Origin of the sequence: Escherichia sp. TC-EC600-tetX4, assembly GCF_019356055.1 — a bacterium.
Taxonomy (GTDB): domain Bacteria; phylum Pseudomonadota; class Gammaproteobacteria; order Enterobacterales; family Enterobacteriaceae.
Genome location: NZ_CP079924.1, coordinates 2,989,017 through 3,014,751, shown reverse-complemented (window position 1 = coordinate 3,014,751; position 25,735 = coordinate 2,989,017). Strand labels below are relative to the sequence as shown.

22 protein-coding genes are annotated in these 25,735 nt (G+C 50.3%); 12 read left to right on the top strand and 10 right to left on the bottom strand.

The window, feature by feature from the left end; translation table 11 throughout:
* Positions 1-48 precede the first annotated feature (48 nt).
* Together moeB and moeA are read right to left on the bottom strand one after the other, a co-directional pair.
* Positions 49-798 carry a molybdopterin-synthase adenylyltransferase MoeB gene (gene moeB, locus KXD89_RS14660; protein ID WP_000829217.1) on the bottom strand — a complete coding sequence of 250 codons (750 nt, stop codon included), beginning with the start codon at positions 796-798 and terminating at the stop codon, positions 49-51.
* Entirely contained in the window at positions 798-2,033 is a 1,236-nt protein-coding gene (gene moeA / locus KXD89_RS14655; RefSeq protein WP_000397340.1) for a molybdopterin molybdotransferase MoeA, read from the bottom strand. Before moeA ends, moeB begins: the two co-directional genes overlap by 1 nt.
* Before the next feature lie 203 nt (positions 2,034-2,236).
* Between moeA and iaaA the strand changes: the two genes are divergently transcribed.
* The 7 genes from iaaA to KXD89_RS14620 all read left to right on the top strand — a co-directional run bounded on the left by iaaA (position 2,237) and on the right by KXD89_RS14620 (position 12,332).
* Complete coding sequence (gene iaaA, locus KXD89_RS14650) at positions 2,237-3,202, top strand: beta-aspartyl-peptidase (RefSeq protein WP_000513781.1); 966 nt, start codon at positions 2,237-2,239, stop codon at positions 3,200-3,202.
* Complete coding sequence (gsiA, locus tag KXD89_RS14645) at positions 3,189-5,060, top strand: glutathione ABC transporter ATP-binding protein GsiA (RefSeq protein WP_001301279.1); 1,872 nt, start codon at positions 3,189-3,191, stop codon at positions 5,058-5,060. Before iaaA ends, gsiA begins: the two co-directional genes overlap by 14 nt.
* Before the next feature lie 19 nt (positions 5,061-5,079).
* Positions 5,080-6,618 (top strand): glutathione ABC transporter substrate-binding protein GsiB, encoded by a 1,539-nt coding sequence (gene gsiB, locus KXD89_RS14640; protein ID WP_000090140.1) that lies wholly within the window; start codon positions 5,080-5,082, stop codon positions 6,616-6,618.
* A 17-nt stretch (positions 6,619-6,635) separates the two neighbouring features.
* Positions 6,636-7,556, top strand: coding sequence for a glutathione ABC transporter permease GsiC (gene gsiC, locus KXD89_RS14635; RefSeq protein WP_000936043.1), 921 nt, complete (start codon positions 6,636-6,638; stop codon positions 7,554-7,556).
* A gap of 2 nt (positions 7,557-7,558) precedes the next feature.
* A complete protein-coding gene (gene gsiD / locus KXD89_RS14630) occupies positions 7,559-8,470 on the top strand; it encodes a glutathione ABC transporter permease GsiD (RefSeq protein ID WP_001236051.1) in 912 nt (303 codons plus the stop codon).
* Between the two features lie 177 nt (positions 8,471-8,647).
* A complete protein-coding gene (locus KXD89_RS14625) occupies positions 8,648-10,996 on the top strand; it encodes an EAL domain-containing protein (RefSeq protein WP_001360263.1) in 2,349 nt (782 codons plus the stop codon).
* A 7-nt stretch (positions 10,997-11,003) separates the two neighbouring features.
* Positions 11,004-12,332 (top strand): GGDEF domain-containing protein, encoded by a 1,329-nt coding sequence (locus tag KXD89_RS14620; RefSeq protein WP_000086904.1) that lies wholly within the window; start codon positions 11,004-11,006, stop codon positions 12,330-12,332.
* Between the two features lie 46 nt (positions 12,333-12,378).
* Here the strand turns inward: KXD89_RS14620 and rimO are convergent, their stop codons facing one another.
* Positions 12,379-13,704 carry a 30S ribosomal protein S12 methylthiotransferase RimO gene (gene rimO, locus KXD89_RS14615; RefSeq protein WP_000049367.1) on the bottom strand — a complete coding sequence of 442 codons (1,326 nt, stop codon included), beginning with the start codon at positions 13,702-13,704 and terminating at the stop codon, positions 12,379-12,381.
* A gap of 212 nt (positions 13,705-13,916) precedes the next feature.
* On the opposite strand from rimO, the gene bssR reads away from it, so the two are divergent.
* Both bssR and yliI read left to right on the top strand, forming a co-directional pair.
* Positions 13,917-14,300: a biofilm formation regulator BssR gene (bssR, locus tag KXD89_RS14610; RefSeq protein ID WP_000497137.1), complete on the top strand. Its 384-nt coding sequence runs from the start codon at positions 13,917-13,919 to the stop codon at positions 14,298-14,300.
* A gap of 110 nt (positions 14,301-14,410) precedes the next feature.
* On the top strand, positions 14,411-15,526 hold the full coding sequence (gene yliI, locus KXD89_RS14605; protein ID WP_000555031.1) for an aldose sugar dehydrogenase YliI: 1,116 nt from the start codon (positions 14,411-14,413) through the stop codon (positions 15,524-15,526).
* On the opposite strand, the gene gstB is transcribed toward yliI, so the two are convergent.
* On the bottom strand, positions 15,523-16,149 hold the full coding sequence (gene gstB, locus KXD89_RS14600; RefSeq protein ID WP_001295292.1) for a glutathione S-transferase GstB: 627 nt from the start codon (positions 16,147-16,149) through the stop codon (positions 15,523-15,525). The genes yliI and gstB overlap by 4 nt on opposite strands.
* Positions 16,150-16,395: 246 nt before the next feature.
* Between gstB and dacC the strand changes: the two genes are divergently transcribed.
* Positions 16,396-17,598: a serine-type D-Ala-D-Ala carboxypeptidase gene (dacC, locus tag KXD89_RS14595; RefSeq protein ID WP_001300708.1), complete on the top strand. Its 1,203-nt coding sequence runs from the start codon at positions 16,396-16,398 to the stop codon at positions 17,596-17,598.
* Between the two features lie 46 nt (positions 17,599-17,644).
* Here the strand turns inward: dacC and deoR are convergent, their stop codons facing one another.
* Complete coding sequence (gene deoR, locus KXD89_RS14590) at positions 17,645-18,403, bottom strand: DNA-binding transcriptional repressor DeoR (RefSeq protein ID WP_000450121.1); 759 nt, start codon at positions 18,401-18,403, stop codon at positions 17,645-17,647.
* Positions 18,404-18,460: 57 nt separating this feature from the next.
* Positions 18,461-19,057: an undecaprenyl-diphosphate phosphatase gene (gene ybjG, locus KXD89_RS14585; RefSeq protein WP_001295291.1), complete on the bottom strand. Its 597-nt coding sequence runs from the start codon at positions 19,055-19,057 to the stop codon at positions 18,461-18,463.
* 284 nt (positions 19,058-19,341) lie between these two features.
* Here ybjG and mdfA point away from each other — a divergent pair, with 284 nt between their 5' ends.
* Entirely contained in the window at positions 19,342-20,574 is a 1,233-nt protein-coding gene (mdfA, locus tag KXD89_RS14580) for a multidrug efflux MFS transporter MdfA (RefSeq protein ID WP_001180089.1), read from the top strand.
* Positions 20,575-20,614: 40 nt separating this feature from the next.
* Here mdfA and ybjH read toward each other — a convergent pair whose 3' ends face one another.
* From ybjH to KXD89_RS14565, 3 genes are all read right to left on the bottom strand, one after another.
* Complete coding sequence (ybjH, locus tag KXD89_RS14575) at positions 20,615-20,899, bottom strand: protein YbjH (RefSeq protein WP_000605480.1); 285 nt, start codon at positions 20,897-20,899, stop codon at positions 20,615-20,617.
* Positions 20,900-20,984: 85 nt separating this feature from the next.
* The gene (gene ybjI, locus KXD89_RS14570) at positions 20,985-21,800 is read right to left on the bottom strand and encodes a 5-amino-6-(5-phospho-D-ribitylamino)uracil phosphatase (RefSeq protein ID WP_000023565.1); all 816 of its coding nucleotides are present in this window, start codon (positions 21,798-21,800) and stop codon (positions 20,985-20,987) included.
* Positions 21,800-23,008: an MFS transporter gene (locus KXD89_RS14565; RefSeq protein WP_000217859.1), complete on the bottom strand. Its 1,209-nt coding sequence runs from the start codon at positions 23,006-23,008 to the stop codon at positions 21,800-21,802. The genes ybjI and KXD89_RS14565 overlap by 1 nt, the downstream gene beginning before the upstream one ends.
* Before the next feature lie 83 nt (positions 23,009-23,091).
* Between KXD89_RS14565 and rcdA the strand changes: the two genes are divergently transcribed.
* A complete protein-coding gene (gene rcdA / locus KXD89_RS14560) occupies positions 23,092-23,628 on the top strand; it encodes a DNA-binding transcriptional regulator RcdA (protein ID WP_001295289.1) in 537 nt (178 codons plus the stop codon).
* Positions 23,629-23,802: 174 nt separating this feature from the next.
* On the opposite strand, the gene KXD89_RS14555 is transcribed toward rcdA, so the two are convergent.
* The gene (locus KXD89_RS14555) at positions 23,803-25,488 is read right to left on the bottom strand and encodes an aspartate:alanine antiporter (protein ID WP_001024876.1); all 1,686 of its coding nucleotides are present in this window, start codon (positions 25,486-25,488) and stop codon (positions 23,803-23,805) included.
* Positions 25,489-25,735: the final 247 nt, after the last annotated feature.

Sequence of the window (25,735 nt, the reverse complement as noted above, 5' to 3'; positions counted from 1 at the left end):
CTGATGACGTGGCGGAGTGCCGCGTCTTATCAGGCCTGGAGGTGGCAATTACTGCCCACACACCTCACACCCCGGATTACGCATCAGTTTCATTTCGCGAAACTGACAGGTCATCGCATCGTACATGACGATTTTCCCGCTGGCCGGTTTGCCATAACCTGCCAGCATTTTGATCGCTTCCATTGCCTGCAACGAACCAATTACGCCGATCAACGGTGCCATTACGCCTGCTTCCACGCAGGTTAATGCATTTTCACCAAACAAACGGCTAAGGCAGCGATAGCACGGTTCACCGTCCTGATAAGTAAAGACGGTGATTTGACCTTCCATACGAATTGCCGCGCCGGAAACCAGCGGTACCTTCGCGGCAAAACAGCCTGCGTTCAGTTGATTACGTACCGCAACGTTATCCGTACAGTCGAGCACCAGATCGTGTTCAGCAATCAATGCTGCAAGTTCTGCGTCATCCAGCAGTGCATTGACTGGCGTAATCGCGATATGTGGGTTGATCCGCGTCAGGGCGTCACGGGCGGATTCCACCTTCGGTTGCCCGACCGTGGCATCACTGTGCAGTGTCTGGCGTTGCAGATTCGAGAGCGAAACCGTGTCGAAGTCGAGCAGCGTCAGGTTACCGACACCGGCGCTTGCCAGATACTGCGAGGCTGCACAGCCGAGGCCGCCCAGGCCCACTATCAGCACGCGAGAATCTTTCAGCGCCTCCTGGCCGTCAAAATCAAAGCCGCGCAGAATGATTTGCCGGTTGTAGCGCAGCATCTCCTGATCGCTGAGTTCCGCCATTACAGGCCTCCGAACAACGCGTTAAACGGTTCTACTTCCACCCATTCGCCCACTTCCACATTGCCGCGATCGCGTTCCAGCACGATAAAGCAGTTGCCGAGGCTAAAGGAGCTAAATATATGTGAACCCTGATGTCCGGTGGTCGTCACTTCCAGTTCGCCATCGGCGTTGCGTTGCAGCACGCCGCGCTGGAAATCAAGACGTCCTGGCGTTTTTTTCAGGCGGGACGCTGTGCGTACGCGCTGGCGCGCGGGCAGGCCGCTGGCGGTGTTACCGCTTAGTTTTGCCAGCAAAGGCTGTACCAGTTGATAGAAGGTCAGCGTCGCTGAAACCGGGTTGCCCGGCAGGCCGCAGAACCAGCTATTGCTGAGTTTACCGAACGCGAACGGTTTACCTGGTTTAATCGCCAGCTTCCAGAAGGCGATCTCCCCCAGCTCTTCAAGAATCGTTTTGGTGTAATCCGCCTCACCCACTGAAACACCGCCGGAACTGATCACCACATCCGCCTGGCTGTCGGCTTCAATAAATGCGGCGCGCAGGGCATGGGGATCGTCGCGGATAATCCCTAAGTTAATTACCTCGCATCCCAACTGTTCTAACATCAGGTGTACGGCGAGACGGTTGGTATCGTAGATTTGGCCGTCGCCCAGCGGCTGACCGGGCAACTGGAGTTCATCACCGGTAGAAAAAAGCGCTACACGCACTTTACGAATCACCGGAACTTCGGCAATCCCCAGTGAAGCAATTACTGGCAGCTCTGCGGTAGTCAGGCGAGTTCCCGCCGGGAAAACAACCGCACCTGCAGAGATATCTTCACCGCGACGGCGAATATTTTGCCCGCTACGCACTTCAGCAGTAAAACGCACGCCATTGTCCATTTGTTCAGTCTGCTCCTGCATCACCACCGCTTCGCAGCCTTCCGGCACCGGCGCACCGGTCATAATACGAATGCAGGTACCCGCAGGCCATTCACCATGGTATGGCTGACCGGCAAAGGATTTACCGGCAACGGGCAGCGGTTGCCCGGAGGCAATATCGGCTAAACGCACCGCGTAGCCGTCCATTGCGGAGTTATCAAACCCCGGAACATCAAGCGGCGAAACGACATCGCTCGCCAGAATACGACCAAAACACTGTACCAGTGGCAGCGTTTCCTGGGCGGTCAGTGGGGTGACGCGAGAAAGCATCTCATTAAGCGCGGTGTCGAGCGACATCAATCCGGTGGTAAATTCCATGAAAACACTCCTGCGGAGGCAAAATCGAATTTGCCTATTATGTCAGAAAAACGCCACAGACTGTATGCCACCTCGGGCGTAGCGCTGGGTCCTGCCTTTACATGCCATATCCATCTTTCTATATTCAAAAATTGAATGAGTAATTCATAAAAATTCTGATATTTATAGCAAAAGTGGCGAACCACCCTTAATGGACGAATACTATGGGCAAAGCAGTCATTGCAATTCATGGTGGCGCAGGTGCAATTAGCCGCGCGCAGATGAGTCTGCAACAGGAATTACGCTACATCGAGGCGTTGTCTGCCATTGTTGAAACCGGGCAGAAAATGCTGGAAGCGGGCGAAAGTGCGCTGGATGTGGTGACGGAAGCGGTGCGTCTGCTGGAAGAGTGTCCACTGTTTAACGCCGGAATTGGCGCTGTCTTTACGCGTGATGAAACCCATGAACTGGACGCCTGTGTGATGGATGGTAACACCCTGAAAGCCGGTGCGGTGGCGGGCGTTAGTCATCTGCGTAATCCGGTTCTTGCCGCCCGGCTGGTGATGGAGCAAAGCCCGCATGTGATGATGATTGGCGAAGGGGCAGAAAATTTTGCGTTTGCTCGTGGCATGGAGCGCGTCTCGCCGGAGATTTTCTCCACGTCTTTGCGTTATGAACAACTACTGGCAGCGCGCAAGGAAGGGGCAACCGTCCTCGACCATAGCGGTGCGCCACTGGATGAAAAACAGAAAATGGGCACCGTGGGGGCCGTGGCGTTGGATTTAGACGGCAATTTGGCGGCAGCCACGTCCACAGGCGGAATGACCAATAAATTACCCGGACGAGTTGGCGATAGTCCCTTAGTGGGTGCCGGATGCTACGCCAATAACGCCAGTGTGGCGGTTTCTTGTACCGGCACGGGCGAAGTCTTCATCCGCGCGCTGGCGGCATATGACATCGCCGCGTTAATGGATTACGGCGGATTAAGTCTCGCGGAAGCCTGCGAGCGGGTAGTAATGGAAAAACTCCCTGCGCTTGGCGGTAGCGGTGGCTTAATCGCTATCGACCATGAAGGGAATGTCGCGCTACCGTTTAACACCGAAGGAATGTATCGCGCCTGGGGCTACGCAGGCGATACGCCAACCACCGGTATCTACCGTGAAAAAGGGGACACCGTTGCCACACAGTGATGAACTTGATGCCGGTAATGTGCTGGCGGTTGAAAATCTGAATATTGCCTTTATGCAGGACCAGCAGAAAATAGCTGCGGTCCGCAATCTCTCTTTTAGTCTGCAACGCGGTGAGACGCTGGCAATTGTTGGCGAATCCGGCTCCGGTAAGTCAGTGACTGCGTTGGCATTGATGCGCCTGTTGGAACAGGCGGGCGGTTTAGTACAGTGCGATAAAATGCTGTTGCAGCGGCGCAGTCGCGAAGTGATTGAACTTAGCGAGCAGAACGCTGCACAAATGCGCCATGTTCGCGGTGCGGATATGGCGATGATATTTCAGGAGCCGATGACATCGCTGAACCCGGTATTTACTGTGGGTGAACAGATTGCCGAATCAATTCGTCTGCATCAGAACGCCAGTCGTGAAGAAGCGATGGTCGAGGCGAAGCGGATGCTGGATCAGGTACGCATTCCTGAGGCACAAACCATTCTTTCACGTTATCCGCATCAACTCTCTGGCGGGATGCGCCAGCGAGTGATGATTGCGATGGCGCTGTCATGCCGCCCGGCGGTGCTGATTGCCGATGAGCCAACCACCGCGCTGGATGTCACTATTCAGGCGCAGATCCTGCAATTAATCAAAGTATTGCAAAAAGAGATGTCGATGGGCGTTATCTTTATCACTCACGATATGGGCGTGGTGGCAGAGATTGCCGATCGGGTACTGGTGATGTATCAGGGCGAGGCGGTGGAAACGGGTACCGTCGAACAGATTTTTCATGCACCGCAACATCCTTACACCCGTGCGCTGTTAGCTGCTGTTCCGCAACTTGGTGCGATGAAAGGGTTAGATTATCCCCGACGTTTCCCGTTGATATCGCTTGAACATCCAGCGAAACAGGCCCCCCCCATCGAGCAGAAAACGGTGGTGGATGGCGAACCTGTTTTACGAGTGCGTAATCTTGTCACCCGTTTCCCTTTGCGCAGCGGTTTGTTGAATCGCGTAACGCGGGAAGTGCATGCCGTTGAGAAAGTCAGTTTTGATCTCTGGCCTGGCGAAACGCTATCGCTGGTGGGCGAGTCTGGCAGCGGTAAATCCACTACCGGGCGGGCGTTGCTGCGCCTGGTCGAATCGCAGGGCGGCGAAATTATCTTTAACGGTCAGCGAATCGATACCTTGTCACCCGGCAAACTTCAGGCATTACGCCGGGATATTCAGTTTATTTTTCAGGACCCTTACGCTTCGCTGGACCCACGTCAGACCATCGGTGATTCGATTATCGAACCGCTGCGTGTACACGGTTTATTGCCAGGTAAAGACGCGGCTGCACGCGTTGCGTGGTTGCTGGAGCGCGTGGGCCTGTTACCTGAACATGCCTGGCGTTACCCGCATGAGTTTTCCGGCGGTCAGCGCCAGCGCATCTGCATTGCTCGCGCGTTGGCATTGAATCCAAAAGTGATCATTGCCGACGAAGCCGTTTCGGCGCTGGATGTTTCTATTCGCGGGCAGATTATCAACTTGTTGCTCGATCTCCAGCGTGATTTCGGCATTGCGTATCTGTTTATCTCCCACGATATGGCGGTGGTAGAGCGGATTAGTCATCGTGTGGCGGTGATGTATCTCGGGCAAATTGTTGAAATTGGTCCACGGCGCGCGGTCTTCGAAAACCCGCAGCATCCTTATACGCGTAAATTACTGGCGGCAGTTCCGGTCGCTGAACCGTCCCGACAACGACCGCAGCGTGTACTGCTGTCGGACGATCTTCCCAGCAATATTCATCTGCGTGGCGAAGAGGTGGCAGCCGTCTCGTTGCAATGCGTCGGGCCGGGGCATTACGTCGCACAACCACAATCAGAATACGCATTCATGCGTAGATAACATTCAGGCGGAGAATAAAATGGCAAGAGCTGTACACCGTAGTGGGTTAGTGGCGCTGGGCATTGCGACAGCGTTGATGGCATCTTGTGCATTCGCTGCCAAAGATGTGGTGGTGGCGGTAGGATCGAATTTCACCACGCTCGATCCGTATGACGCAAATGACACGTTATCTCAGGCCGTAGCGAAATCGTTTTACCAGGGGCTGTTCGGTCTGGATAAAGAGATGAAACTGAAAAACGTGCTGGCGGAGAGTTATACCGTTTCCGATGACGGCATTACTTACACCGTGAAATTGCGGGAAGGCATTAAATTCCAGGATGGCACCGATTTCAACGCCGCGGCGGTGAAAGCGAATCTGGACCGGGCCAGCGATCCGGCGAATCATCTTAAACGCTATAACCTGTATAAGAATATTGCTAAAACGGAAGCGATCGATCCGACAACGGTAAAGATTACCCTCAAACAGCCGTTCTCAGCGTTTATTAATATTCTTGCCCATCCGGCGACCGCGATGATTTCACCGGCAGCGCTGGAAAAATATGGCAAGGAGATTGGTTTTTATCCGGTGGGAACCGGACCGTATGAACTGGATACCTGGAATCAGACCGATTTTGTGAAGGTGAAAAAATTCGCGGGTTACTGGCAGCCAGGATTGCCCAAACTGGACAGCATAACCTGGCGTCCGGTGGCGGATAACAACACCCGCGCGGCAATGCTGCAAACCGGTGAAGCGCAGTTTGCTTTCCCCATTCCTTACGAGCAGGCCACACTGCTGGAGAAAAACAAAAATATCGAGTTGATGGCCAGTCCGTCAATTATGCAGCGTTATATCAGTATGAACGTGACGCAAAAGCCGTTCGATAACCCGAAGGTCCGTGAGGCGCTGAATTACGCCATTAACCGTCCGGCGCTGGTGAAAGTTGCCTTTGCGGGCTATGCAACGCCAGCTACTGGTGTGGTACCGCCAAGTATCGCCTACGCGCAAAGTTATAAACCGTGGCCTTACGATCCAGTGAAAGCGCGCGAATTACTGAAAGAGGCGGGATATCCCAACGGTTTCAGTACCACGCTGTGGTCGTCACATAACCACAGCACCGCGCAGAAAGTGCTGCAATTTACCCAGCAGCAGTTAGCGCAGGTCGGGATTAAAGCCCAGGTGACTGCGATGGATGCCGGACAGCGGGCGGCAGAAGTTGAAGGTAAAGGGCAAAAAGAGAGCGGCGTGCGGATGTTCTACACTGGCTGGTCGGCTTCAACCGGCGAAGCGGACTGGGCACTATCGCCGCTGTTTGCCTCGCAGAACTGGCCACCGACGCTGTTTAATACCGCGTTTTACAGCAATAAACAGGTGGATGACTTCCTGGCTCAGGCACTGAAAACTAATGATCCGGCGGAAAAGACCCGCTTATATAAGGCGGCGCAGGATATCATCTGGCAAGAATCGCCGTGGATCCCGCTGGTGGTAGAAAAACTGGTGTCGGCACACAGTAAAAACCTGACCGGTTTTTGGATCATGCCAGACACCGGCTTCAGCTTTGAAGACGCGGATTTGCAATAAGCAACGCAGGGAGTGGAATGCTTAATTACGTTATCAAACGCTTACTGGGGTTGATTCCGACGCTGTTTATCGTCTCGGTGCTGGTGTTTTTATTTGTCCATATGCTGCCCGGCGATCCGGCGCGATTGATTGCCGGGCCCGAAGCTGATGCGCAGGTTATAGAACTGGTGCGTCAGCAGCTGGGGTTGGATCAGCCGCTGTATCACCAGTTCTGGCACTATATCAGCAATGCTGTGCAGGGGGATTTTGGCCTGTCGATGGTGTCGCGTCGTCCGGTTGCCGATGAGATTGCCAGCCGCTTTATGCCAACGCTGTGGCTGACCATAACCAGTATGGTCTGGGCGGTTATATTTGGTATGGCGGCGGGAATTATCGCCGCCGTCTGGCGTAACCGTTGGCCGGATCGATTGAGTATGACCATTGCGGTGTCGGGGATCTCGTTTCCGGCATTTGCTCTGGGGATGCTTTTAATTCAGGTATTCTCCGTTGAACTGGGCTGGCTGCCTACCGTGGGAGCAGACAGTTGGCAGCACTACATTTTACCCTCCCTGACGCTCGGCGCGGCAGTGGCCGCCGTGATGGCGCGCTTTACCCGCGCGTCGTTTGTCGATGTTTTAAGCGAAGATTATATGCGTACCGCGAGGGCGAAAGGGGTGAGCGAAACCTGGGTTGTCCTCAAACACGGGCTACGTAACGCGATGATCCCGGTAGTGACCATGATGGGCTTACAGTTTGGCTTTTTGCTCGGTGGTTCCATCGTTGTGGAGAAAGTTTTCAACTGGCCGGGACTTGGACGCTTACTCGTTGACTCCGTAGAAATGCGTGATTACCCGGTGATTCAGGCGGAAATTCTGCTTTTCTCGCTGGAATTTATTCTTATCAACTTAGTGGTGGATGTGCTTTACGCCGCCATTAACCCGGCTATCAGGTACAAGTAAGGATGCGACTATTTAACTGGCGACGTCAGGCGGTGTTAAACGCCATGCCACTGGTCAAACCTGACCAGGTACGTACACCGTGGCATGAATTCTGGCGACGATTTCGCCGTCAGCATATGGCGATGACCGCCGCATTATTCGTTATTTTATTGATTGTGGTGGCCATTTTTGCACGCTGGATCGCTCCCTATGACGCCGAAAATTATTTTGATTATGACAATCTGAATAACGGACCTTCTTTGCAGCACTGGTTTGGCGTCGATTCACTGGGGCGTGACATTTTCAGCCGTGTCCTGGTTGGTGCGCAAATCTCGCTGGCGGCGGGCGTGTTTGCCGTGTTTATCGGTGCGGCGATCGGGACGTTGCTGGGCTTGCTCGCTGGATATTATGAAGGCTGGTGGGATCGGCTGATCATGCGCATTTGCGATGTGCTGTTTGCCTTCCCGGGTATTTTACTGGCGATCGCTGTTGTTGCGGTGTTGGGAAGCGGCATTGCTAACGTGATTATTGCAGTCGCCATTTTTTCCATCCCCGCGTTTGCCCGCCTGGTGCGCGGCAACACGCTGGTGTTGAAACAGCAAACCTTTATTGAGTCAGCACGCAGTATTGGTGCCAGCGATATGACCGTTTTGTTGCGTCATATCCTGCCTGGGACCGTCTCTTCTATCGTGGTGTTTTTCACCATGCGCATTGGTACCTCGATTATCTCTGCCGCCAGCCTCTCATTTCTCGGCCTCGGTGCGCAGCCGCCGACACCAGAGTGGGGAGCAATGCTCAATGAGGCTCGAGCGGATATGGTTATCGCGCCGCATGTCGCTGTTTTTCCGGCCCTGGCTATTTTTCTGACCGTACTGGCGTTCAATTTGTTGGGCGATGGTTTACGCGATGCGCTGGATCCGAAAATTAAAGGATAGTTACGTTTGAATATTGCTTGAAAGGGTAATCACCTCACAGGAAATTATTGCCCTAAGCAAGTGTTGTAACTTTCTGCTGATTTTGTAGAATCGGGTAATTTGGTTAAAAAGCCGCAGCAAGGGACAATTTTTGCAGCGGCACAGCGTTCAGATAGTTATTTTGTTAAATGTATTAACATGCTGAGTTTATACGAAAAGATAAAGATAAGGCTGATAATTTTATTTTTATTGGCAGCACTGTCATTTATTGGTCTTTTTTTCATCATTAACTATCAACTGGTATCGGAGCGCGCGGTAAAACGTGCCGATAGCCGCTTTGAACTTATTCAGAAAAACGTTGGCTATTTCTTTAAAGATATTGAACGTTCGGCCCTGACATTAAAGGACTCACTGTATTTATTAAAAAATACAGAGGAGATTCAACGCGCCGTGATTCTTAAAATGGAAATGATGCCATTTTTAGACTCGGTGGGACTGGTACTTGATGATAATAAATATTATCTTTTTTCGCGGAGGGCGAATGATAAAATCGTTGTTTATCATCAGGAACAAGTAAATGGACCGCTTGTCGACGAGTCAGGGCGGGTTATTTTTGCCGATTTTAACCCATCGAAACGACCGTGGTCGGTGGCTTCAGATGACTCTAACAACAGCTGGAATCCGGCATACAATTGCTTTGATCGTCCGGGTAAAAAATGTATCTCTTTTACGCTACACATCAACGGCAAAGATCACGATTTGTTAGCGGTGGATAAAATTCATGTCGATTTAAACTGGCGATATCTGAACGAGTATCTTGATCAAATCAGCGCTAATGATGAAGTTCTATTTTTGAAACAAGGCCATGAGATCATTGCCAAGAATCAACTCGCTCGTGAAAAACTGATTATTTATAATAGCGAAGGTAATTATAATATTATTGATTCTGTCGATACTGAATATATCGAAAAAACATCAGCGGTGCCAAACAACGCATTATTCGAAATCTATTTTTATTATCCTGGCGGTAATTTATTGAACGCATCAGATAAACTTTTTTATCTGCCGTTTGCGTTCATTATTATCGTATTGCTGGTGGTTTATTTAATGACCACTCGTGTGTTCCGTCGGCAATTTTCTGAAATGACAGAGCTGGTTAATACGCTGGCGTTTTTGCCTGACTCAACGGATCAAATCGAGGCTCTGAAAATTCGTGAAGGCGATGCGAAAGAGATTATCAGCATCAAAAATTCGATCGCGGAAATGAAAGATGCCGAAATTGAACGGTCAAATAAATTGCTCTCACTGATCTCTTACGATCAGGAAAGTGGTTTTATTAAAAATATGGCGATTATTGAGTCTAACAATAATCAGTATCTGGCTGTGGGGATCATCAAACTGTGTGGTCTGGAAGCCGTGGAAGCGGTGTTTGGTGTTGATGAGCGCAATAAAATCGTCAGGAAATTGTGTCAGCGAATTGCCGAGAAATATGCGCAATGCTGCGATATCGTGACATTCAATGCCGATCTCTATTTACTTCTGTGTCGGGAAAATGTACAGACATTTACCCGTAAAATAGCGATGGTAAACGATTTTGACAGCAGCTTTGGCTACCGCAATCTGCGCATCCATAAGTCTGCCATTTGTGAACCTTTGCAGGGGGAAAACGCCTGGAGTTACGCAGAAAAACTGAAACTGGCGATTTCCAGTATCCGTGACCATATGTTCTCAGAGTTTATTTTCTGTGATGACGCGAAACTCAACGAAATAGAAGAGAATATCTGGATTGCGCGTAATATTCGCCATGCAATGGAAATTGGCGAACTATTCCTCGTCTATCAACCGATCGTTGATATTAACACCCGCGCCATTCTGGGCGCGGAGGCGTTGTGCCGTTGGGTGTCTGCGGAGCGGGGGATCATTTCACCGCTGAAGTTCATTACCATTGCTGAAGATATCGGGTTTATCAATGAGCTGGGTTATCAGATTATTAAAACGGCAATGGGTGAATTCAGACATTTTAGTCAGCGTGCGTCGCTGAAGGATGATTTCTTACTGCATATTAATGTTTCGCCCTGGCAGTTAAACGAACCACACTTTCATGAGCGTTTTACCACCATCATGAAAGAAAATGGCCTGAAGGCGAACAGCCTCTGTGTTGAGATCACTGAAACCGTGATCGAGCGAATTAATGAACATTTTTATCTCAATATTGAACAACTGCGTAAACAAGGGGTACGGATATCGATTGATGACTTTGGCACCGGTTTGTCAAACCTGAAACGTTTTTATGAAATTAATCCAGACAGCATAAAGGTGGACTCGCAATTCACCGGCGATATTTTCGGTACTGCGGGAAAAATTGTGCGCATTATTTTCGACCTGGCACGCTATAACCGGATCCCGGTGATTGCGGAAGGCGTAGAGAGCGAAGACGTTGCGCGCGAATTAATCAAATTAGGATGTGTTCAGGCTCAGGGGTATCTGTACCAGAAACCCATGCCATTCTCCGCCTGGGATAAAAGTGGAAAATTAGTAAAAGAGTAGTTTACGTATGTCCAGAATCAATAAGTTCGTACTTACAGTCAGTCTGCTGATTTTTATCATGATTTCAGCAGTTGCCTGCGGGATCTACACTCAAATGGTAAAGGAACGGGTGTATAGCCTGAAACAGTCCGTTATTGATACTGCTTTTGCGGTGGCAAATATTGCTGAATATCGGCGTAGCGTGGCAATTGATCTTATCAACACGCTAAATCCCACGGAGGAACAGCTGTTGGTTGGTTTGCGCACAGCTTACGCCGACTCGGTTTCCCCCTCTTATTTGTACGATGTCGGTCCTTATCTGATTTCCAGTGACGAATGTATTCAGGTAAAGGAGTTCGAGAAAAATTATTGTGCAGATATTATGCAGGTTGTGAAGTATCGACATGTCAAAAATACAGGGTTTATCTCTTTTGACGGTAAAACCTTCGTCTATTACCTCTATCCGGTAACTCACAATCGTAGTCTGATATTTTTGCTTGGTCTGGAGCGTTTTTCTTTACTGTCAAAATCGCTGGCGATGGACAGCGAGAACCTGATGTTCTCTCTATTTAAGAACGGTAAACCGGTGACCGGTGATGAATATAATGCTAAAAACGCCATCTTCACCGTTTCGGAAGCGATGGAGCACTTCGCCTATTTGCCGACCGGATTGTATGTATTTGCGTATAAAAAAGATGTTTATTTGCGGGTTTGTACATTGATTATTTTCTTTGCCGCATTGGTGGCAGTGATATCGGGTGCCAGTTGCCTCTATCTGGTACGCAGAGTGATTAATCGTGGTATTGTGGAGAAAGAAGCCATCATTAATAACCATTTTGAACGCGTACTGGATGGCGGGCTTTTCTTTTCGGCTGCCGATGTCAAAAAACTCTACAGTATGTATAACTCGGCGTTCCTGGACGACCTGACCAAAGCAATGGGCAGAAAATCCTTTGACGAAGATTTAAAAGCGCTGCCGGAAAAAGGCGGTTATTTGTGCCTGTTTGACGTCGATAAATTCAAAAACATTAACGACACCTTCGGTCATTTGCTGGGCGATGAAGTGTTGATGAAAGTGGTGAAAATCCTTAAATCACAGATCCCGGTAGATAAAGGTAAAGTCTACCGCTTCGGCGGTGACGAATTTGCGGTGATTTATACGGGTGGAACGCTGGAAGAGTTGCTATCGATTCTAAAAGAAATCGTTCATTTCCAGGTGGGAAGCATTAATTTAAGTACCAGTATCGGTGTAGCACATTCAAATGAATGTCCTACCGTCGAACGCTTGAAAATGCTGGCGGATGAGCGGCTGTATAAGAGTAAGAAAAACGGCAGGGCACAGATTAGCTGGCAGTAATCATTATTCGCAGGCCGGACAAATGATTTTGCCCGGCCTGAATTAATTAAACCCGGCTACCCCACAAATCGTACTCATCGGCGTGCTCGACTTTCACACGCAGGATATCACCCGGCTTAACGTTGGTTTCACCATTGAGATAAACCGCGCCGTCGATTTCCGGTGCATCTGCCATGCTGCGACCAATCGCGCCTTCTTCGTCCACTTCGTCGATAATCACCAGAATTTCACGGCCCACTTTCTCTTGCAGGCGCTCGGCGGAAATCTGCTGCTGCAGCTGCATGAAACGGTTCCAGCGTTCTTCTTTAACTTCTTCCGGAACCTGGTCAGGCAGGGCATTGGCGTCTGCACCTTCAACCGGGCTGTATTTAAAGCAGCCAACGCGATCCAGACGCGCTTCTTTCAGGAAGTCGAGTAGCATCTGGAAATCTTCTTCTGTCTCGCCAGGGAAGCCGACAATAAAGGTTGAGCGTAGGGTCAGTTCCGGGCAGATTTCGCGCCACTGTTTGATGCGCGCCAGTTGGCGATCTACAGAACCCGGACGCTTCATCAGTTTGAGAATGCGCGGGCTGGCGTGCTGCAACGGAATGTCCAGATACGGCAGGATTTTGCCTTCTGCCATCAGTGGGATGACGTCGTCCACATGCGGATAAGGGTAAACGTAGTGCAGACGTGTCCAGATCCCCAGTTTCGATAACTGTTCGCACAGGCTGACCATGCTGGTTTTTACCGGCTCGCCGTTGTGGAAGCCAGTACGATGTTTAACATCAACGCCATAGGCGGAAGTATCCTGCGAGATCACCAGAATCTCTTTAACGCCCGCATCTACCAGACGTTTCGCTTCACTTAACACTTCGCCAATCGGACGGCTCACCAGGTCGCCGCGCATAGACGGAATAATGCAGAAGGTGCAGCGGTGATTACAGCCTTCAGAAATTTTCAGATAGGCATAATGACGCGGCGTCAGTTTCACACCTTGTTCTGGCACCAGGCTCAGGAATGGGTTGTGTTTCGGTTTTGGCACGTAGTGATGAACGTGCTCCAGAACCTGCTCATAGCTATGAGGCCCGGTGATTTCCAGCACTTTCGGGTGGACTTCGCGGATCTGATCTTCTTTTGCCCCCAGACAACCGGTCACAATAACCTTGCCGTTTTCATTCAACGCTTCACCAATGGCTTCCAGTGATTCTTGTACCGCGCTGTCAATAAAGCCGCAGGTGTTGACGATCACCATGTCCGCATCGTCATAGCTCGGTACCACGTCATAACCTTCAGTGCGGAGTTCGGTGAGAATACGCTCTGAATCAACAAGGTTTTTCGGACAGCCAAGGGAAACAAAGCCGATTTTCGGCTGGGGAGTTACTTTGCTCATAGCTTAAAAAATATTCAGTTACAGGAAAGGTCAGGGCAGGGATTCTACAGAGTTCTGGATAAAATTTGTATCGCAATCTCATTCGCTGGCGGAGGCGAAGGAAATGTAAATTTTGTTAATTCGGCGTGAAGAATTGATCCTGGACAGCATTTTGCTCAAAAAATAGCCATACTATTTAATTGCAACAAGGCTGGGAAGAGGAGGATCGAAGTATGTTCGTTGACAGACAGCGAATCGATCTGCTGAACCGGTTGATCGACGCACGCGTTGACCTCGCCGCATACGTGCAACTGAGGAAGGCAAAAGGATACATGTCCGTCAGCGAAAGCAATCATCTACGAGATAACTTTTTTAAACTGAATCGCGAACTGCACGATAAATCGCTGCGGTTGAATCTTCATCTGGATCAGGAAGAGTGGAGTGCTCTTCATCATGCTGAAGAAGCATTAGCGACAGCCGCAGTATGTTTGATGAGTGGGCACCATGATTGCCCGACTGTTATTACCGTCAACGCCGATAAGCTTGAAAATTGTCTGATGAGCTTAACGCTGAGTATCCAGAGCCTGCAGAAGCACGCCATGCTTGAGAAGGCCTGAAAACTAAGGGGGAGAAAGCGTCTCCCCCTTCATGTTTAAGTTTTTGTAAAAATGAATTTGTTATCTCCTCCACTGACTACGCTTTAAGCCAGAGTCAATCCGGAGGCGTTATGCATCGACAATCCTTTTTCCTTGTGCCCCTTATTTGTCTTTCTTCCGCTCTCTGGGCGGCTCCTGCAACGGTAAATGTCGAAGTACTGCAAGACAAACTCGACCATCCCTGGGCACTGGCCTTTTTACCCGATAATCACGGTATGTTAATCACTCTGCGCGGCGGCGAGTTGCGTCACTGGCAAGCAGGAAAAGGATTATCTGCGCCGCTTTCCGGAGTTCCGGACGTTTGGGCGCACGGGCAGGGCGGCCTGCTGGACGTGGTTTTAGCGCCTGATTTTGCTCAGTCTCGCCGCATCTGGTTAAGTTATTCCGAAGTTGGCGATGATGGCAAAGCCGGAACTGCTGTGGGTTATGGCCGCTTAAGTGATGATCTCTCAAAAGTGACCGACTTCCGCACCGTCTTTCGCCAGATGCCAAAACTGTCTACCGGCAACCATTTTGGCGGGCGGCTGGTATTCGACGGTAAAGGTTATCTTTTTATTGCTCTGGGCGAAAACAATCAGCGCCCGACGGCGCAGGATCTGGATAAATTACAGGGCAAACTGGTGCGTCTGACCGACCAGGGCGAAATCCCGGATGATAATCCTTTTATAAAGGAATCCGGTGCGCGCGCCGAGATCTGGTCTTATGGCATTCGTAATCCGCAAGGAATGGCGATGAATCCGTGGAGTAATGCACTGTGGCTGAATGAACATGGCCCGCGCGGTGGTGATGAAATTAATATCCCGCAAAAAGGCAAAAACTACGGCTGGCCGCTGGCAACCTGGGGAATCAACTATTCAGGCTTTAAGATACCGGAAGCGAAAGGGGAGATCGTCGCCGGGACCGAGCAACCTGTTTTTTACTGGAAAGATTCGCCCGCTGTGAGCGGCATGGCCTTCTATAACAGCGATAAATTCCCCCAGTGGCAGCAAAAATTATTTATTGGCGCGCTGAAAGATAAAGATGTCATTGTGATGAGCGTCAACGGCGACAAAGTGACAGAAGATGGCCGTATTTTAACGGACAGAGGGCAGCGAATTCGTGATGTTCGCACTGGACCCGACGGTTATTTATACGTTCTCACCGACGAGTCCAGTGGGGAATTACTTAAAGTTAGCCCACGCAATTAGCTAACGGGAATCATCACCACTTTGCGCACTGCGGGGCGTTCAGTGAGTTGCTGATACCAGCGTTGCAGATTTGGACGCGGTGTCCAGGTCAGGCCAACGTTAAACAAATTGTAGATGAACGGTGCGATAGCGATATCGCCCACACCAAACTCGTCGCCAGAGAACCATTTTACTTTTGCCAGTTCCGCATCGAGCAGGGCAAACAGGGCGTCGCACTCTTTGCAACTGGCATCAATGGCGGCCTGATCGCGCTCTTCCGGTGGTGTTCTGACTAATCCCATCAGGATCCCGCGATGAGCATTACTGAGCGTCTGGTTTGCCCAGTCCATCCATTTTTCCGCTTCCGCACGACGTGCCGGTGAGTCGATCCACAGGCGTTTTTGCCCGTACTGTGCCGCCAGATAGCGGACAATGGCGTTTGATTCCCAAAGAATGAGATCACTTTCGTCGTCACGCAACAACGGCACCAGCCCGTTAGGGTTCATCGCCAGAAAATCAGCATCGTGATTTATCCCAAACTCACGGCCCGCGAGAATTTGCTCATAAGGTAGTTCCAGTTCTTCGAGCGTCAGCAATACTTTTTTTACGTTAGTTGAATTATTCCGACCCCACAGCGTAATCATACTCACCCCTTTTCCGACAGGCAGCCACAGGCTGAACAGGACTCCGATGGTGAAGTAAAGTTAACTTTTAAGCAACAGCTGGCAAAAAAATGACACCAGAAGCAGCGAAGCGGCAGGATATTGCATAAACTTTAAAAACTTTACCAACTTACGGTTTCTTTAAGTTTGTGTGTGCGTTATTAATCACCAAACTTATCATACGGCGATATAACGTATTTTTTTTGAATGGATACTCGGGTGGCATTTATGACGCAATACTCCTCTCTCCTTCGTGGTCTTGCAGCGGGTTCTGCATTTTTATTCCTTTTTGCCCCAACGGCATTCGCGGCGGAACAAACCGTTGAAGCGCCGAGCGTGGATGCGCGTGCATGGATTTTAATGGATTACGCCAGCGGTAAAGTGCTGGCAGAAGGCAATGCGGATGAGAAACTGGATCCCGCGAGCCTGACTAAAATCATGACCAGCTATGTGGTTGGGCAGGCGCTTAAGGCCGATAAGATTAAACTCACCGATATGGTGACGGTCGGTAAAGATGCCTGGGCGACGGGAAATCCGGCACTGCGTGGTTCATCGGTAATGTTCCTCAAACCGGGCGATCAGGTTTCGGTGGCAGACTTGAACAAAGGTGTGATTATCCAGTCCGGTAATGACGCCTGTATTGCGCTGGCTGATTACGTTGCCGGGAGCCAGGAGTCATTTATTGGTCTGATGAATGGTTATGCCAAAAAACTGGGTCTGACCAACACTACCTTCCAGACGGTGCACGGCCTGGATGCGCCGGGGCAGTTCAGCACCGCGCGCGATATGGCATTGCTGGGTAAAGCATTGATCCACGATGTGCCGGAAGAGTACGCCATTCATAAAGAGAAAGAGTTCACCTTCAACAAAATTCGTCAGCCTAACCGTAACCGTCTGCTGTGGAGCAGCAATCTGAATGTTGATGGCATGAAGACAGGAACCACGGCAGGCGCGGGATATAATCTGGTTGCTTCGGCTACCCAGGGCGATATGCGTTTAATCTCCGTAGTGTTGGGGGCGAAAACCGACCGTATCCGTTTTAATGAGTCTGAGAAATTATTGACCTGGGGTTTCCGCTTCTTTGAAACCGTGACGCCAATTAAACCTGATGCCACCTTTGTGACTCAGCGCGTCTGGTTTGGTGATAAGAGCGAAGTGAATCTCGGGGCAGGTGAAGCGGGCTCAGTGACCATACCGCGTGGGCAGCTGAAAAACCTGAAAGCGAGTTATACGTTAACGGAACCGCAGCTTACCGCACCGCTGAAAAAAGGTCAGGTTGTCGGGACCATTGATTTCCAGCTTAACGGTAAATCCATTGAGCAGCGTCCGCTGATCGTGATGGAAAATGTGGAAGAGGGCGGATTCTTTGGTCGGGTGTGGGATTTCGTGATGATGAAATTCCATCAGTGGTTCGGCAGCTGGTTCTCTTAATCTTCTGATAACCGGATGGCGCGAAACGTCATCCGGTTATACGTCATTAATACATCAACTTAATGCGCTGCGTCTGCGCGTACTTCACATACTCATCTTCCGGGCAACAATCGCTCACCACAATATCAAAGCGTTTCAGGTCACCCATGCGCGCCGGACGCACCTTGCCAAATTTACTGTGGTCGACAACCAGCACATGCTTTTGCGCCATCGACATGGCCCAGTGTTTTACCGGCAACTCTTCAAGATTAAAACAGGTAGCGCCTTTACTGACATGCACGCCCGCCGCAGAATAAAAAGCGATATCCGGGCAAAAATTATTCAGCGTTTGCTGAAAATCGATGGGTTTGAAAATGGCGTTGCTGGCGTGAAATTCACCACCGCAAAGAAACGCGCGGCAATGGGGTTTCTCTTTCAGCGCCAGAAAGGTATTTAGCGAATAACAAACGGCGGTAAAAGGGATTTCATTATCAATCGCTTCAATAATCCACGGCGTGGTGGTGCCACAGTCAAAAAAGAGGGTCTGATCGGGTTCTACCAGCGTCGCAGCCAGTTTTGCCGCCCGGCGTTTTTCTTCCACCAGGCGGGATTTTTGATCGCTTAACAGGTAATGGCTGGCACTGCGCGGTTCCAGAACAATATAGCCGCCGAGCAAAACGACGGGCGCACTGTGGTTGTTCAGATCGCGACGAATCGTCATCTCCGAAACCCCAAGCAGGGCGGCGGCGTCTTTAAGATGTAACTTATCGCTGCGTTTTAATTCTTGCAGCAGCTGCCCGATACGCTCTTCGCGACGTGTTTCCATAATCCCTCTGAATAGTTATTGAAGCGAGCCGCTCAATACTACACTTTTTAGCAGAGATCAGTCACGCACCCAGCCTTTGCGGATCGGTAATGCAAAACAGACGCGATACCACGATTGCAGACGTTGATAGAGTTTATGCCCCATCGCTTGCCAGATAATCTGGGCACTAAGGCAGCCAATCATACCTGCCAGCAATCCACCGAGCATATCCAGCGGCCAGTGGACGCCAAGATAAACGCGCGACCAGGCAATGACGACGGCCAGCACCATTAAAAGTGAGCCGGACCACAGGCGATGCCAGCATAAAAATGCCAGTGCAAAGGTGAAAATCACCGTACCGTGATCGCTTGGGAATGAGTCATCCGCCGCATGATGCAGGAAGTTATAGCCGATATTTTCGACAAAGGGTCGGTCGTGCGGAAAAAGATGTCCCATCGTCCAGGACACAAACAGGCTGACCGCCAGCGCGATAGCGATTTTTATCACCAGTTGCCGTTGTGCTGTAAGCCCCCACAACCAAAGTACCACGGCCAGCAACGGCACCACGGTAATCAAATCTTTAGCAATAAAAATCGCCAACGAGATCATCCACGGAGCCGAGTCTGGCGTCGCGTTAATAAGAGAGAATAGAGAGAGATTCAAATTTTCCAGCATAACTTCCCGACGCAAAGTGATTAAAAGGGAGCCAATACAGGCAAGTCGTTGAGAATAAAGTGCAGGTTAAACTGGGTAAAGCGGCATCGTCTTATTTCCCTCAAGCGGCCTGTTTACGGTGGGTGATTGTAACGGGCATAGGTTAAATAAAACTTAAAGAAAGCGTAGCTATACTCGTAATAATGTAAGAATGTGCTTAACCGTGGTTTCAGCTACAAAATTCGCTTTCTCGTTAGCTGCGCTTTTATTAAACTCTGCGCGATTATTATTGGCGAAGAAATTGCATGCAAAATAAATTAGCTTCCGGTGCCAGGCTTGGACGTCAGGCGTTACTTTTCCCTCTCTGTCTGGTGCTTTACGAATTTTCAACCTATATCGGCAACGATATGATTCAACCCGGTATGTTGGCCGTGGTGGAACAATATCAGGCGGGCATTGATTGGGTTCCTACTTCGATGACCGCGTATCTGGCGGGCGGGATGTTTTTACAATGGCTGCTGGGGCCGCTGTCGGATCGTATTGGTCGCCGTCCGGTGATGCTGGCGGGAGTGGTGTGGTTTATCGTCACCTGTCTGGCAATATTGCTGGCGCAAAACATTGAACAATTCACCCTGTTGCGCTTCTTGCAGGGCATAAGCCTCTGTTTCATTGGCGCTGTGGGATACGCCGCAATTCAGGAATCCTTCGAAGAGGCGGTTTGTATCAAGATCACCGCGCTGATGGCGAACGTGGCGCTGATTGCTCCGCTACTTGGTCCGCTGGTGGGCGCGGCGTGGATCCATGTGCTGCCCTGGGAGGGGATGTTTGTTTTGTTTGCCGCATTGGCAGCGATCTCCTTTTTCGGTCTGCAACGAGCCATGCCTGAAACCGCCACGCGTATAGGCGAGAAACTGTCACTGAAAGAACTCGGTCGTGACTATAAGCTGGTGCTGAAGAACGGCCGCTTTGTGGCGGGGGCGCTGGCGCTGGGATTCGTTAGTCTGCCGTTGCTGGCGTGGATCGCCCAGTCGCCGATTATCATCATTACCGGCGAGCAGTTGAGCAGCTATGAATATGGCTTGCTGCAAGTGCCTATTTTCGGGGCGTTAATTGCGGGTAACTTGCTGTTAGCGCGTCTGACCTCGCGCCGCACCGTACGTTCGCTGATTATTATGGGCGGCTGGCCGATTATGATTGGTCTATTGGTCGCTGCTGCGGCAACGGTTATCTCATCGCACGCGTATTTATGGATGACTGCCGGGTTAAGTATTTATGCTTTCGGTATTGGTCTGGCGAATGCGGGACTGGTGCGATTAACCCTGTTTGCCAGCGATATGAGTAAAGGTACGGTTTCTGCCGCGATGGGAATGCTGCAAATGCTGATCTTTACCGTTGGTATTGAAATCAGCAAACATGCCTGGCTGAACGGGGGCAACGGACTGTTTAATCTCTTCAACCTTGTCAACGGAATTTTGTGGCTGTCGCTGATGGTTATCTTTTTAAAAGATAAACAGATGGGAAATTCTCACGAAGGGTAAAAAAATGCCTGACTGCTTTGTGCGATCAGGCATTCTCGAATTAATGGTGATGGTCGTCAATCTGGTGTTCGATAACCATCCCTTCACCTACGCTGGCAAGATGGCGAACATAAGGATGCGGGCGGTAAGCCGGAGCTGGCGCAGGAGCCACATAGACGGTTTGCGGCACAGTCGCGACGCTGACCGCTTGTGGAACGCTGACTGAATCAGGAACCACAACCACTTTGTATCCACTCGGCACATCGACGGTGACACTTTGCGCCATCGCCACACCAGTAAAGCCCATTAAAAGCGCGCCCAACAGTAGACAATTTTTCATAATCATTTCGCCTGAAATAATGCAGCGGGTTAATTTCCGCGAATTATGCAGCCTTCATTCAGGCATTGTGTTGCCGGGCGTGCTGCCGGTTTTATTGGTCAAATGGCGCTTCGTGTTTAAGAACTTTATCGATCACATCCAGTACGCCTTCACGGTTATTGGAGCCTGCGCGGTATTTTGCCGCTGCGACGACCGCGCTACCGGCATTTTCCATTGCAAAACTAAAGCCTGCCTGACGCAGCATCTCAATATCGTTACCGCCATCGCCAAAGACCACCACTTCGCTGTCGTCTATTCCCCATAATTTCTGCAGTTGGCGAAGGCCATTGGCTTTATGTACGCCGGGGATAATCAGATCGATGCTGCCGTTGCCGGTGTGGACCGACACCATAATATCGCCGATGGCCTCATGTAATGCTTTTTGTACTTGTGGAATCAGTTCATCGGAAAGATTCAGGCCAAACTTAAAGAAGATATCCTCTAAGTTGTCAAAGTTATCGACGTATTCCAGACGGTGATAATACATTTCCGCCACCGTTTTCATGGCATCGTCATATTTTTTGAGTGTATAGGCACTATTTTTTCCGCAGGCAATAATTTCCACTTCCGGGCGCGTCAGCAAATGTTCCACGACAGTAGCAAACGCATCCTTCGATAGCTCGCCATTAAAAACATCTTTGCCTTCGCTCACTACCCAGCCGCCGTTTTCAGCCACAAAGGCAATTTCATTAGCAATTTCAGGGAAGAAAGAGATCAACTGATAATATTGATTCCCGCTGGCGACTACAAAGCGAATTCCTTGTGCTTTCATTTGCTGATACTGAGCCATAAACCGCTCACGGTTATAGGTTTTTTGATCGCTTAAGAAAGTACCATCCATGTCTACCGCAATTAATTTAATGCTCATCAACTATTCTCCATCGCCGTCTGCGTTTTGGTATCGGGTTTGGCGACGGCTTTCGCGACAATAGCCGCGAGAATAACCAGCGCCAGTACAACCAGCATTGCACTACGTAATCCATAATGTTCGCCGAGATAGCCCAGCAGCGGCGGCCCGACGAGGAAAGCCAGATAACCGGTCGTTGCTACCACACTGACGCGGGTTGGTGCATCGGGGCCGGTATCGCTGGCGGCAGAAATGGTCAGCGGGAAGCCCAGCGAGGCACCCAGTCCCCAGAGTACAACAGACACCCCAGCGACCCAGGCGCTATCGACAAAAATAATCAGCCCAATACCCAACGCCCCCATTAGTGCACTGGCCCGAACCACGGCAACGCGACTGTAACGGTCGATGAACCAACCGCCGGTGAAGCGTCCAACGGTCATCCCCAGGGTAAAACCGGCATAAATCAGCGAGCCGGAAGTAGGGCTAAAACCGTGACCGTCAACCATTAATAAGGGTAACCAGTCGTTGGCAGAACCTTCGGCAAAGGCCATCGCCAGCACCACAACACCTATCAGCAGCAACTGGATATCGCGATAAAAAGGTACGCCTTTTTCGCCATGCTGGGTGCCATCGGCAGCATTTTTGCCCGTACCGTCAGGGATTGCCTGAATGGCGATATAAATAGGTGCGATACCTACCAGCGCCGCCAATAAAATGTGCACCGTTGCCGGAACGCCAAAGGCCGTCAGTGCCATCCCGACACCTGCGCCTGCCAGCGTGCCCAGGCTATAAAAACCGTGCATCATCGGCAAAACCGTCTTATTCATTTCTCGCTCAACGGCAGCACCTTCAACGTTTATCGCCACTTCCGCAGAACCAAAACTTGCCCCAAAGACGCCGAGACCAACGGCAAAGAGCAGGGGCGATGTCAGCCAGAGTGCCAGACTTAATATCATCATCCCGATCAATGCGCAGGACATCGTGACCAGGATGACATTACGTGTCCCAAAGCGTTTCACTAACCACGCCGAGCAGAGAATACCGCTCATCGAACCGATCGACAGACCAAAGAGAACACCGCCCATTTCAGCGATCGAGACAGAGAGAATATCGCGGATAGCAGGCGTACGGGTTGCCCAGGACGCCATTAACAGGCCTGGCAAAAAGAAGAACATAAACAGCGCCCAGGTTCGGCGTTTCAATGCATTACGTGAAGAATTTACGGTCATAGATCACGTCAAAATAAGAAGAGGGAAGACAACATTAGCAAGGTTGTGTACATTTGTACACAATTGCAGAGAGAGGAAATGACATGCGTCGCGCTAACGATCCGCAACGGCGAGAAAAAATTATCCAGGCCACGCTGGAGGCGGTGAAACTTTACGGAATACATGCTGTTACGCACCGCAAAATTGCTACCCTTGCCGGGGTACCGTTGGGATCGATGACCTACTATTTTTCAGGAATTGATGAGTTGTTACTGGAGGCGTTCAGCAGTTTTACTGAGATCATGTCCCGGCAATATCAGGCATTTTTTAGCGATGTTAGTGATGCTCCGGGCGCATGCCAGGCTATCACCGATATGATCTACAGCTCACAGGTTGCAACGCCGGATAACATGGAGCTGATGTACCAGCTCTACGCGCTGGCTAGCCGAAAACCGCTATTAAAAACGGTAATGCAAAACTGGATGCAGCGCAGTCAGCAAACGCTCGAACAATGGTTTGAACCCGGAACCGCCCGCGCGCTTGATGCGTTTATTGAGGGGATGACGCTGCATTTTGTCACCGACCGTAAGCCGCTATCGCGCGAGGAGATTTTGAGGATGGTTGAGAGGGTTGCAGGGTAGTAGATAAGTTTTAGATAACAAAAAACCCATCAACCTTGAACCGAAATGGCGGGGTTGATGGGCTCCACAAAATGGGGACATCAAAGAAAAGCAGTGGCACTAATTAAGACTGATGCCCTGCGGAAAAGTTCTGCGGTTGTGCAAAAAAATTTCATTTTCAGGGCAACTTCAGTTTTATCCTAATCCTGGCCATACCATGACGATGATTGTCCCTGCCAGCGTCAGCAGGACGTTGGCGATTGCATAGGTGCCCGCATAGCCCAGCGCCGGGATGTTACTGCGAGCTGTATCACTGATGATCTCCATTGCCGGCGCGCAGGTACGTGCGCCCATCATTGCGCCGAACAACAGCGCGCGGTTCATTCGCAATACATAAGCACCGAACAAGAAACAGATAACCACGGGCACCAGACTGACAATCAATCCGGCAATCAACATCTGACCGCCAATCGCGCCCAGGCCGTTATTAATACCGCTACCGGCGCTCAGACCAACGCCTGCCATAAACACCATCAAGCCGAACTCTTTCACCATGCTTAATGCACCCTGCGGAATGTAACCGAAGGTCGGGTGGTTAGCACGCATAAAGCCCAGCATAATTCCGGCGAATAACAACCCGGCAGCGTTCCCCATGCCGAAACTGAATGTGCTGAACTGGAAGGTGATCATCCCGATCATCAGCCCAATAACAAAGAAGGCGCAGAATGCCAGCAGGTCAGTGACCTGGCTGTGAATCGAGATAAAGCCGATGCGATCGGCGATGGTTTTTACGCGGCGGGCATCGCCGCTGACTTGTAAAACGTCACCTTTGTTAAGCACGACGTTGTCATCTATCGGCATCTCAATCTGGCTACGAATGACGCGGTTAAGGAAGCAACCGTGATCGGTCAACTTCAGTTGTGCGAGACGTTTACCTACAGCGTTATGGTTTTTAACGACCACTTCTTCAGTGACGATACGCATGTCGAGAAGGTCACGATCGAAAACTTCTTTACCGTTACGGAAGCTGGGATCGAGTCGGGCATGGGCGTCGGGATAGCCTACCAACGCTATTTCATCGCCCATTTGTAGCACGGCATCACCGTCTGGATTTGCCAGAATCCCGTTACGTCGAATACGTTCAATGTAGCAGCCGGTTTGTCGATAAATACCCAGTTCACGCAGATTTTTGCCGTCGGTCCAGGCCACCAGTTCCGGGCCGACGCGATAGGCGCGGATCACCGGTAAATAAACCTTACGGTTGGCATCAGTGTCCAGGCCACGTTCGCGGGCGATTTGCTGGGCGCTGGTCTGTAAGTCCTGATGCTGCAATTTCGGCAAGTAACGCGCACCAACAATCAAACTCACCAGACCGATTAAATAGGTTAAGGCATACCCGAGGCTCAGATTATCCAGTGCCAGTGAGAGCTGCCTGCTTTCCATGCCGGAATGACGCAGTGTATCGCCAGCACCGACCAGAACCGGTGTCGACGTCATAGAGCCTGCTAACATACCGGCCGTCAGGCCAATATCCCAGCCAAACAGCTTACCTAACCCTAAGGCGATCACCAGCGCACTGCCAACCATCACCAGTGCTAACATTAGGTAATTTTTCCCATCGCGAAAAAAAATGGAAAAAAAGTTCGGTCCGGCTTCGACCCCGACGCAGAAAATAAACAGCATAAAGCCAAGATTAAGCGCATCGGTGTTAATGCTGAAATGTTGTTGGCCTAATAACAGCGATACGACTAAAACGCCAATGGAATTACCCAGTTGGATCGAACCAAGTCGTAACTTTCCGAGACATAGCCCAAGCGCGAGGACCACAAATAATAACAGAATGTAATTCCCATTTAACAATTCGGCGACGTTTATATTCACGGAGGCTAACTTCTTGTTTACTAGTAAGCTGTTGAAAGAAATGGTAATTTACGATAATGTTTTTTACCAGAATTCAGGGCGCAGATTCATTCAGCGCACCTAAACGATAGTAAAGTAACAATATATTTTACTAGTGTAATCACATTAGGTATCAACGGCTATATGAATTGCGTTGGCCTATATTAGCATGGAATGCGAAGCGGCTTTATCTTACTGAACGCCACACTGGCGAAAAATGTGTTCGATA

What these genes read in the sequence shown, in the direction of transcription:
- gsiD (WP_001236051.1), top strand. Translation starts at nt 7,559, where the DNA reads ATGCGACTATTTAACTGGCGACGTCAGGCGGTGTTAAACGCCATGCCA.
- ybjG (WP_001295291.1), bottom strand. Translation starts at nt 19,057, where the DNA reads ATGCTGGAAAATTTGAATCTCTCTCTATTCTCTCTTATTAACGCGACG.
- KXD89_RS14565 (WP_000217859.1), bottom strand. Translation starts at nt 23,008, where the DNA reads ATGACCGTAAATTCTTCACGTAATGCATTGAAACGCCGAACCTGGGCG.
- yliI (WP_000555031.1), top strand. Translation starts at nt 14,411, where the DNA reads ATGCATCGACAATCCTTTTTCCTTGTGCCCCTTATTTGTCTTTCTTCC.
- rcdA (WP_001295289.1), top strand. Translation starts at nt 23,092, where the DNA reads ATGCGTCGCGCTAACGATCCGCAACGGCGAGAAAAAATTATCCAGGCC.
- KXD89_RS14620 (WP_000086904.1), top strand. Translation starts at nt 11,004, where the DNA reads ATGTCCAGAATCAATAAGTTCGTACTTACAGTCAGTCTGCTGATTTTT.
- gsiB (WP_000090140.1), top strand. Translation starts at nt 5,080, where the DNA reads ATGGCAAGAGCTGTACACCGTAGTGGGTTAGTGGCGCTGGGCATTGCG.
- bssR (WP_000497137.1), top strand. Translation starts at nt 13,917, where the DNA reads ATGTTCGTTGACAGACAGCGAATCGATCTGCTGAACCGGTTGATCGAC.
- moeA (WP_000397340.1), bottom strand. Translation starts at nt 2,033, where the DNA reads ATGGAATTTACCACCGGATTGATGTCGCTCGACACCGCGCTTAATGAG.
- deoR (WP_000450121.1), bottom strand. Translation starts at nt 18,403, where the DNA reads ATGGAAACACGTCGCGAAGAGCGTATCGGGCAGCTGCTGCAAGAATTA.
- gsiC (WP_000936043.1), top strand. Translation starts at nt 6,636, where the DNA reads ATGCTTAATTACGTTATCAAACGCTTACTGGGGTTGATTCCGACGCTG.
- mdfA (WP_001180089.1), top strand. Translation starts at nt 19,342, where the DNA reads ATGCAAAATAAATTAGCTTCCGGTGCCAGGCTTGGACGTCAGGCGTTA.
- rimO (WP_000049367.1), bottom strand. Translation starts at nt 13,704, where the DNA reads ATGAGCAAAGTAACTCCCCAGCCGAAAATCGGCTTTGTTTCCCTTGGC.
- dacC (WP_001300708.1), top strand. Translation starts at nt 16,396, where the DNA reads ATGACGCAATACTCCTCTCTCCTTCGTGGTCTTGCAGCGGGTTCTGCA.
- ybjH (WP_000605480.1), bottom strand. Translation starts at nt 20,899, where the DNA reads ATGATTATGAAAAATTGTCTACTGTTGGGCGCGCTTTTAATGGGCTTT.
- iaaA (WP_000513781.1), top strand. Translation starts at nt 2,237, where the DNA reads ATGGGCAAAGCAGTCATTGCAATTCATGGTGGCGCAGGTGCAATTAGC.
- moeB (WP_000829217.1), bottom strand. Translation starts at nt 798, where the DNA reads ATGGCGGAACTCAGCGATCAGGAGATGCTGCGCTACAACCGGCAAATC.
- ybjI (WP_000023565.1), bottom strand. Translation starts at nt 21,800, where the DNA reads ATGAGCATTAAATTAATTGCGGTAGACATGGATGGTACTTTCTTAAGC.
- KXD89_RS14625 (WP_001360263.1), top strand. Translation starts at nt 8,648, where the DNA reads ATGCTGAGTTTATACGAAAAGATAAAGATAAGGCTGATAATTTTATTT.
- gstB (WP_001295292.1), bottom strand. Translation starts at nt 16,149, where the DNA reads ATGATTACGCTGTGGGGTCGGAATAATTCAACTAACGTAAAAAAAGTA.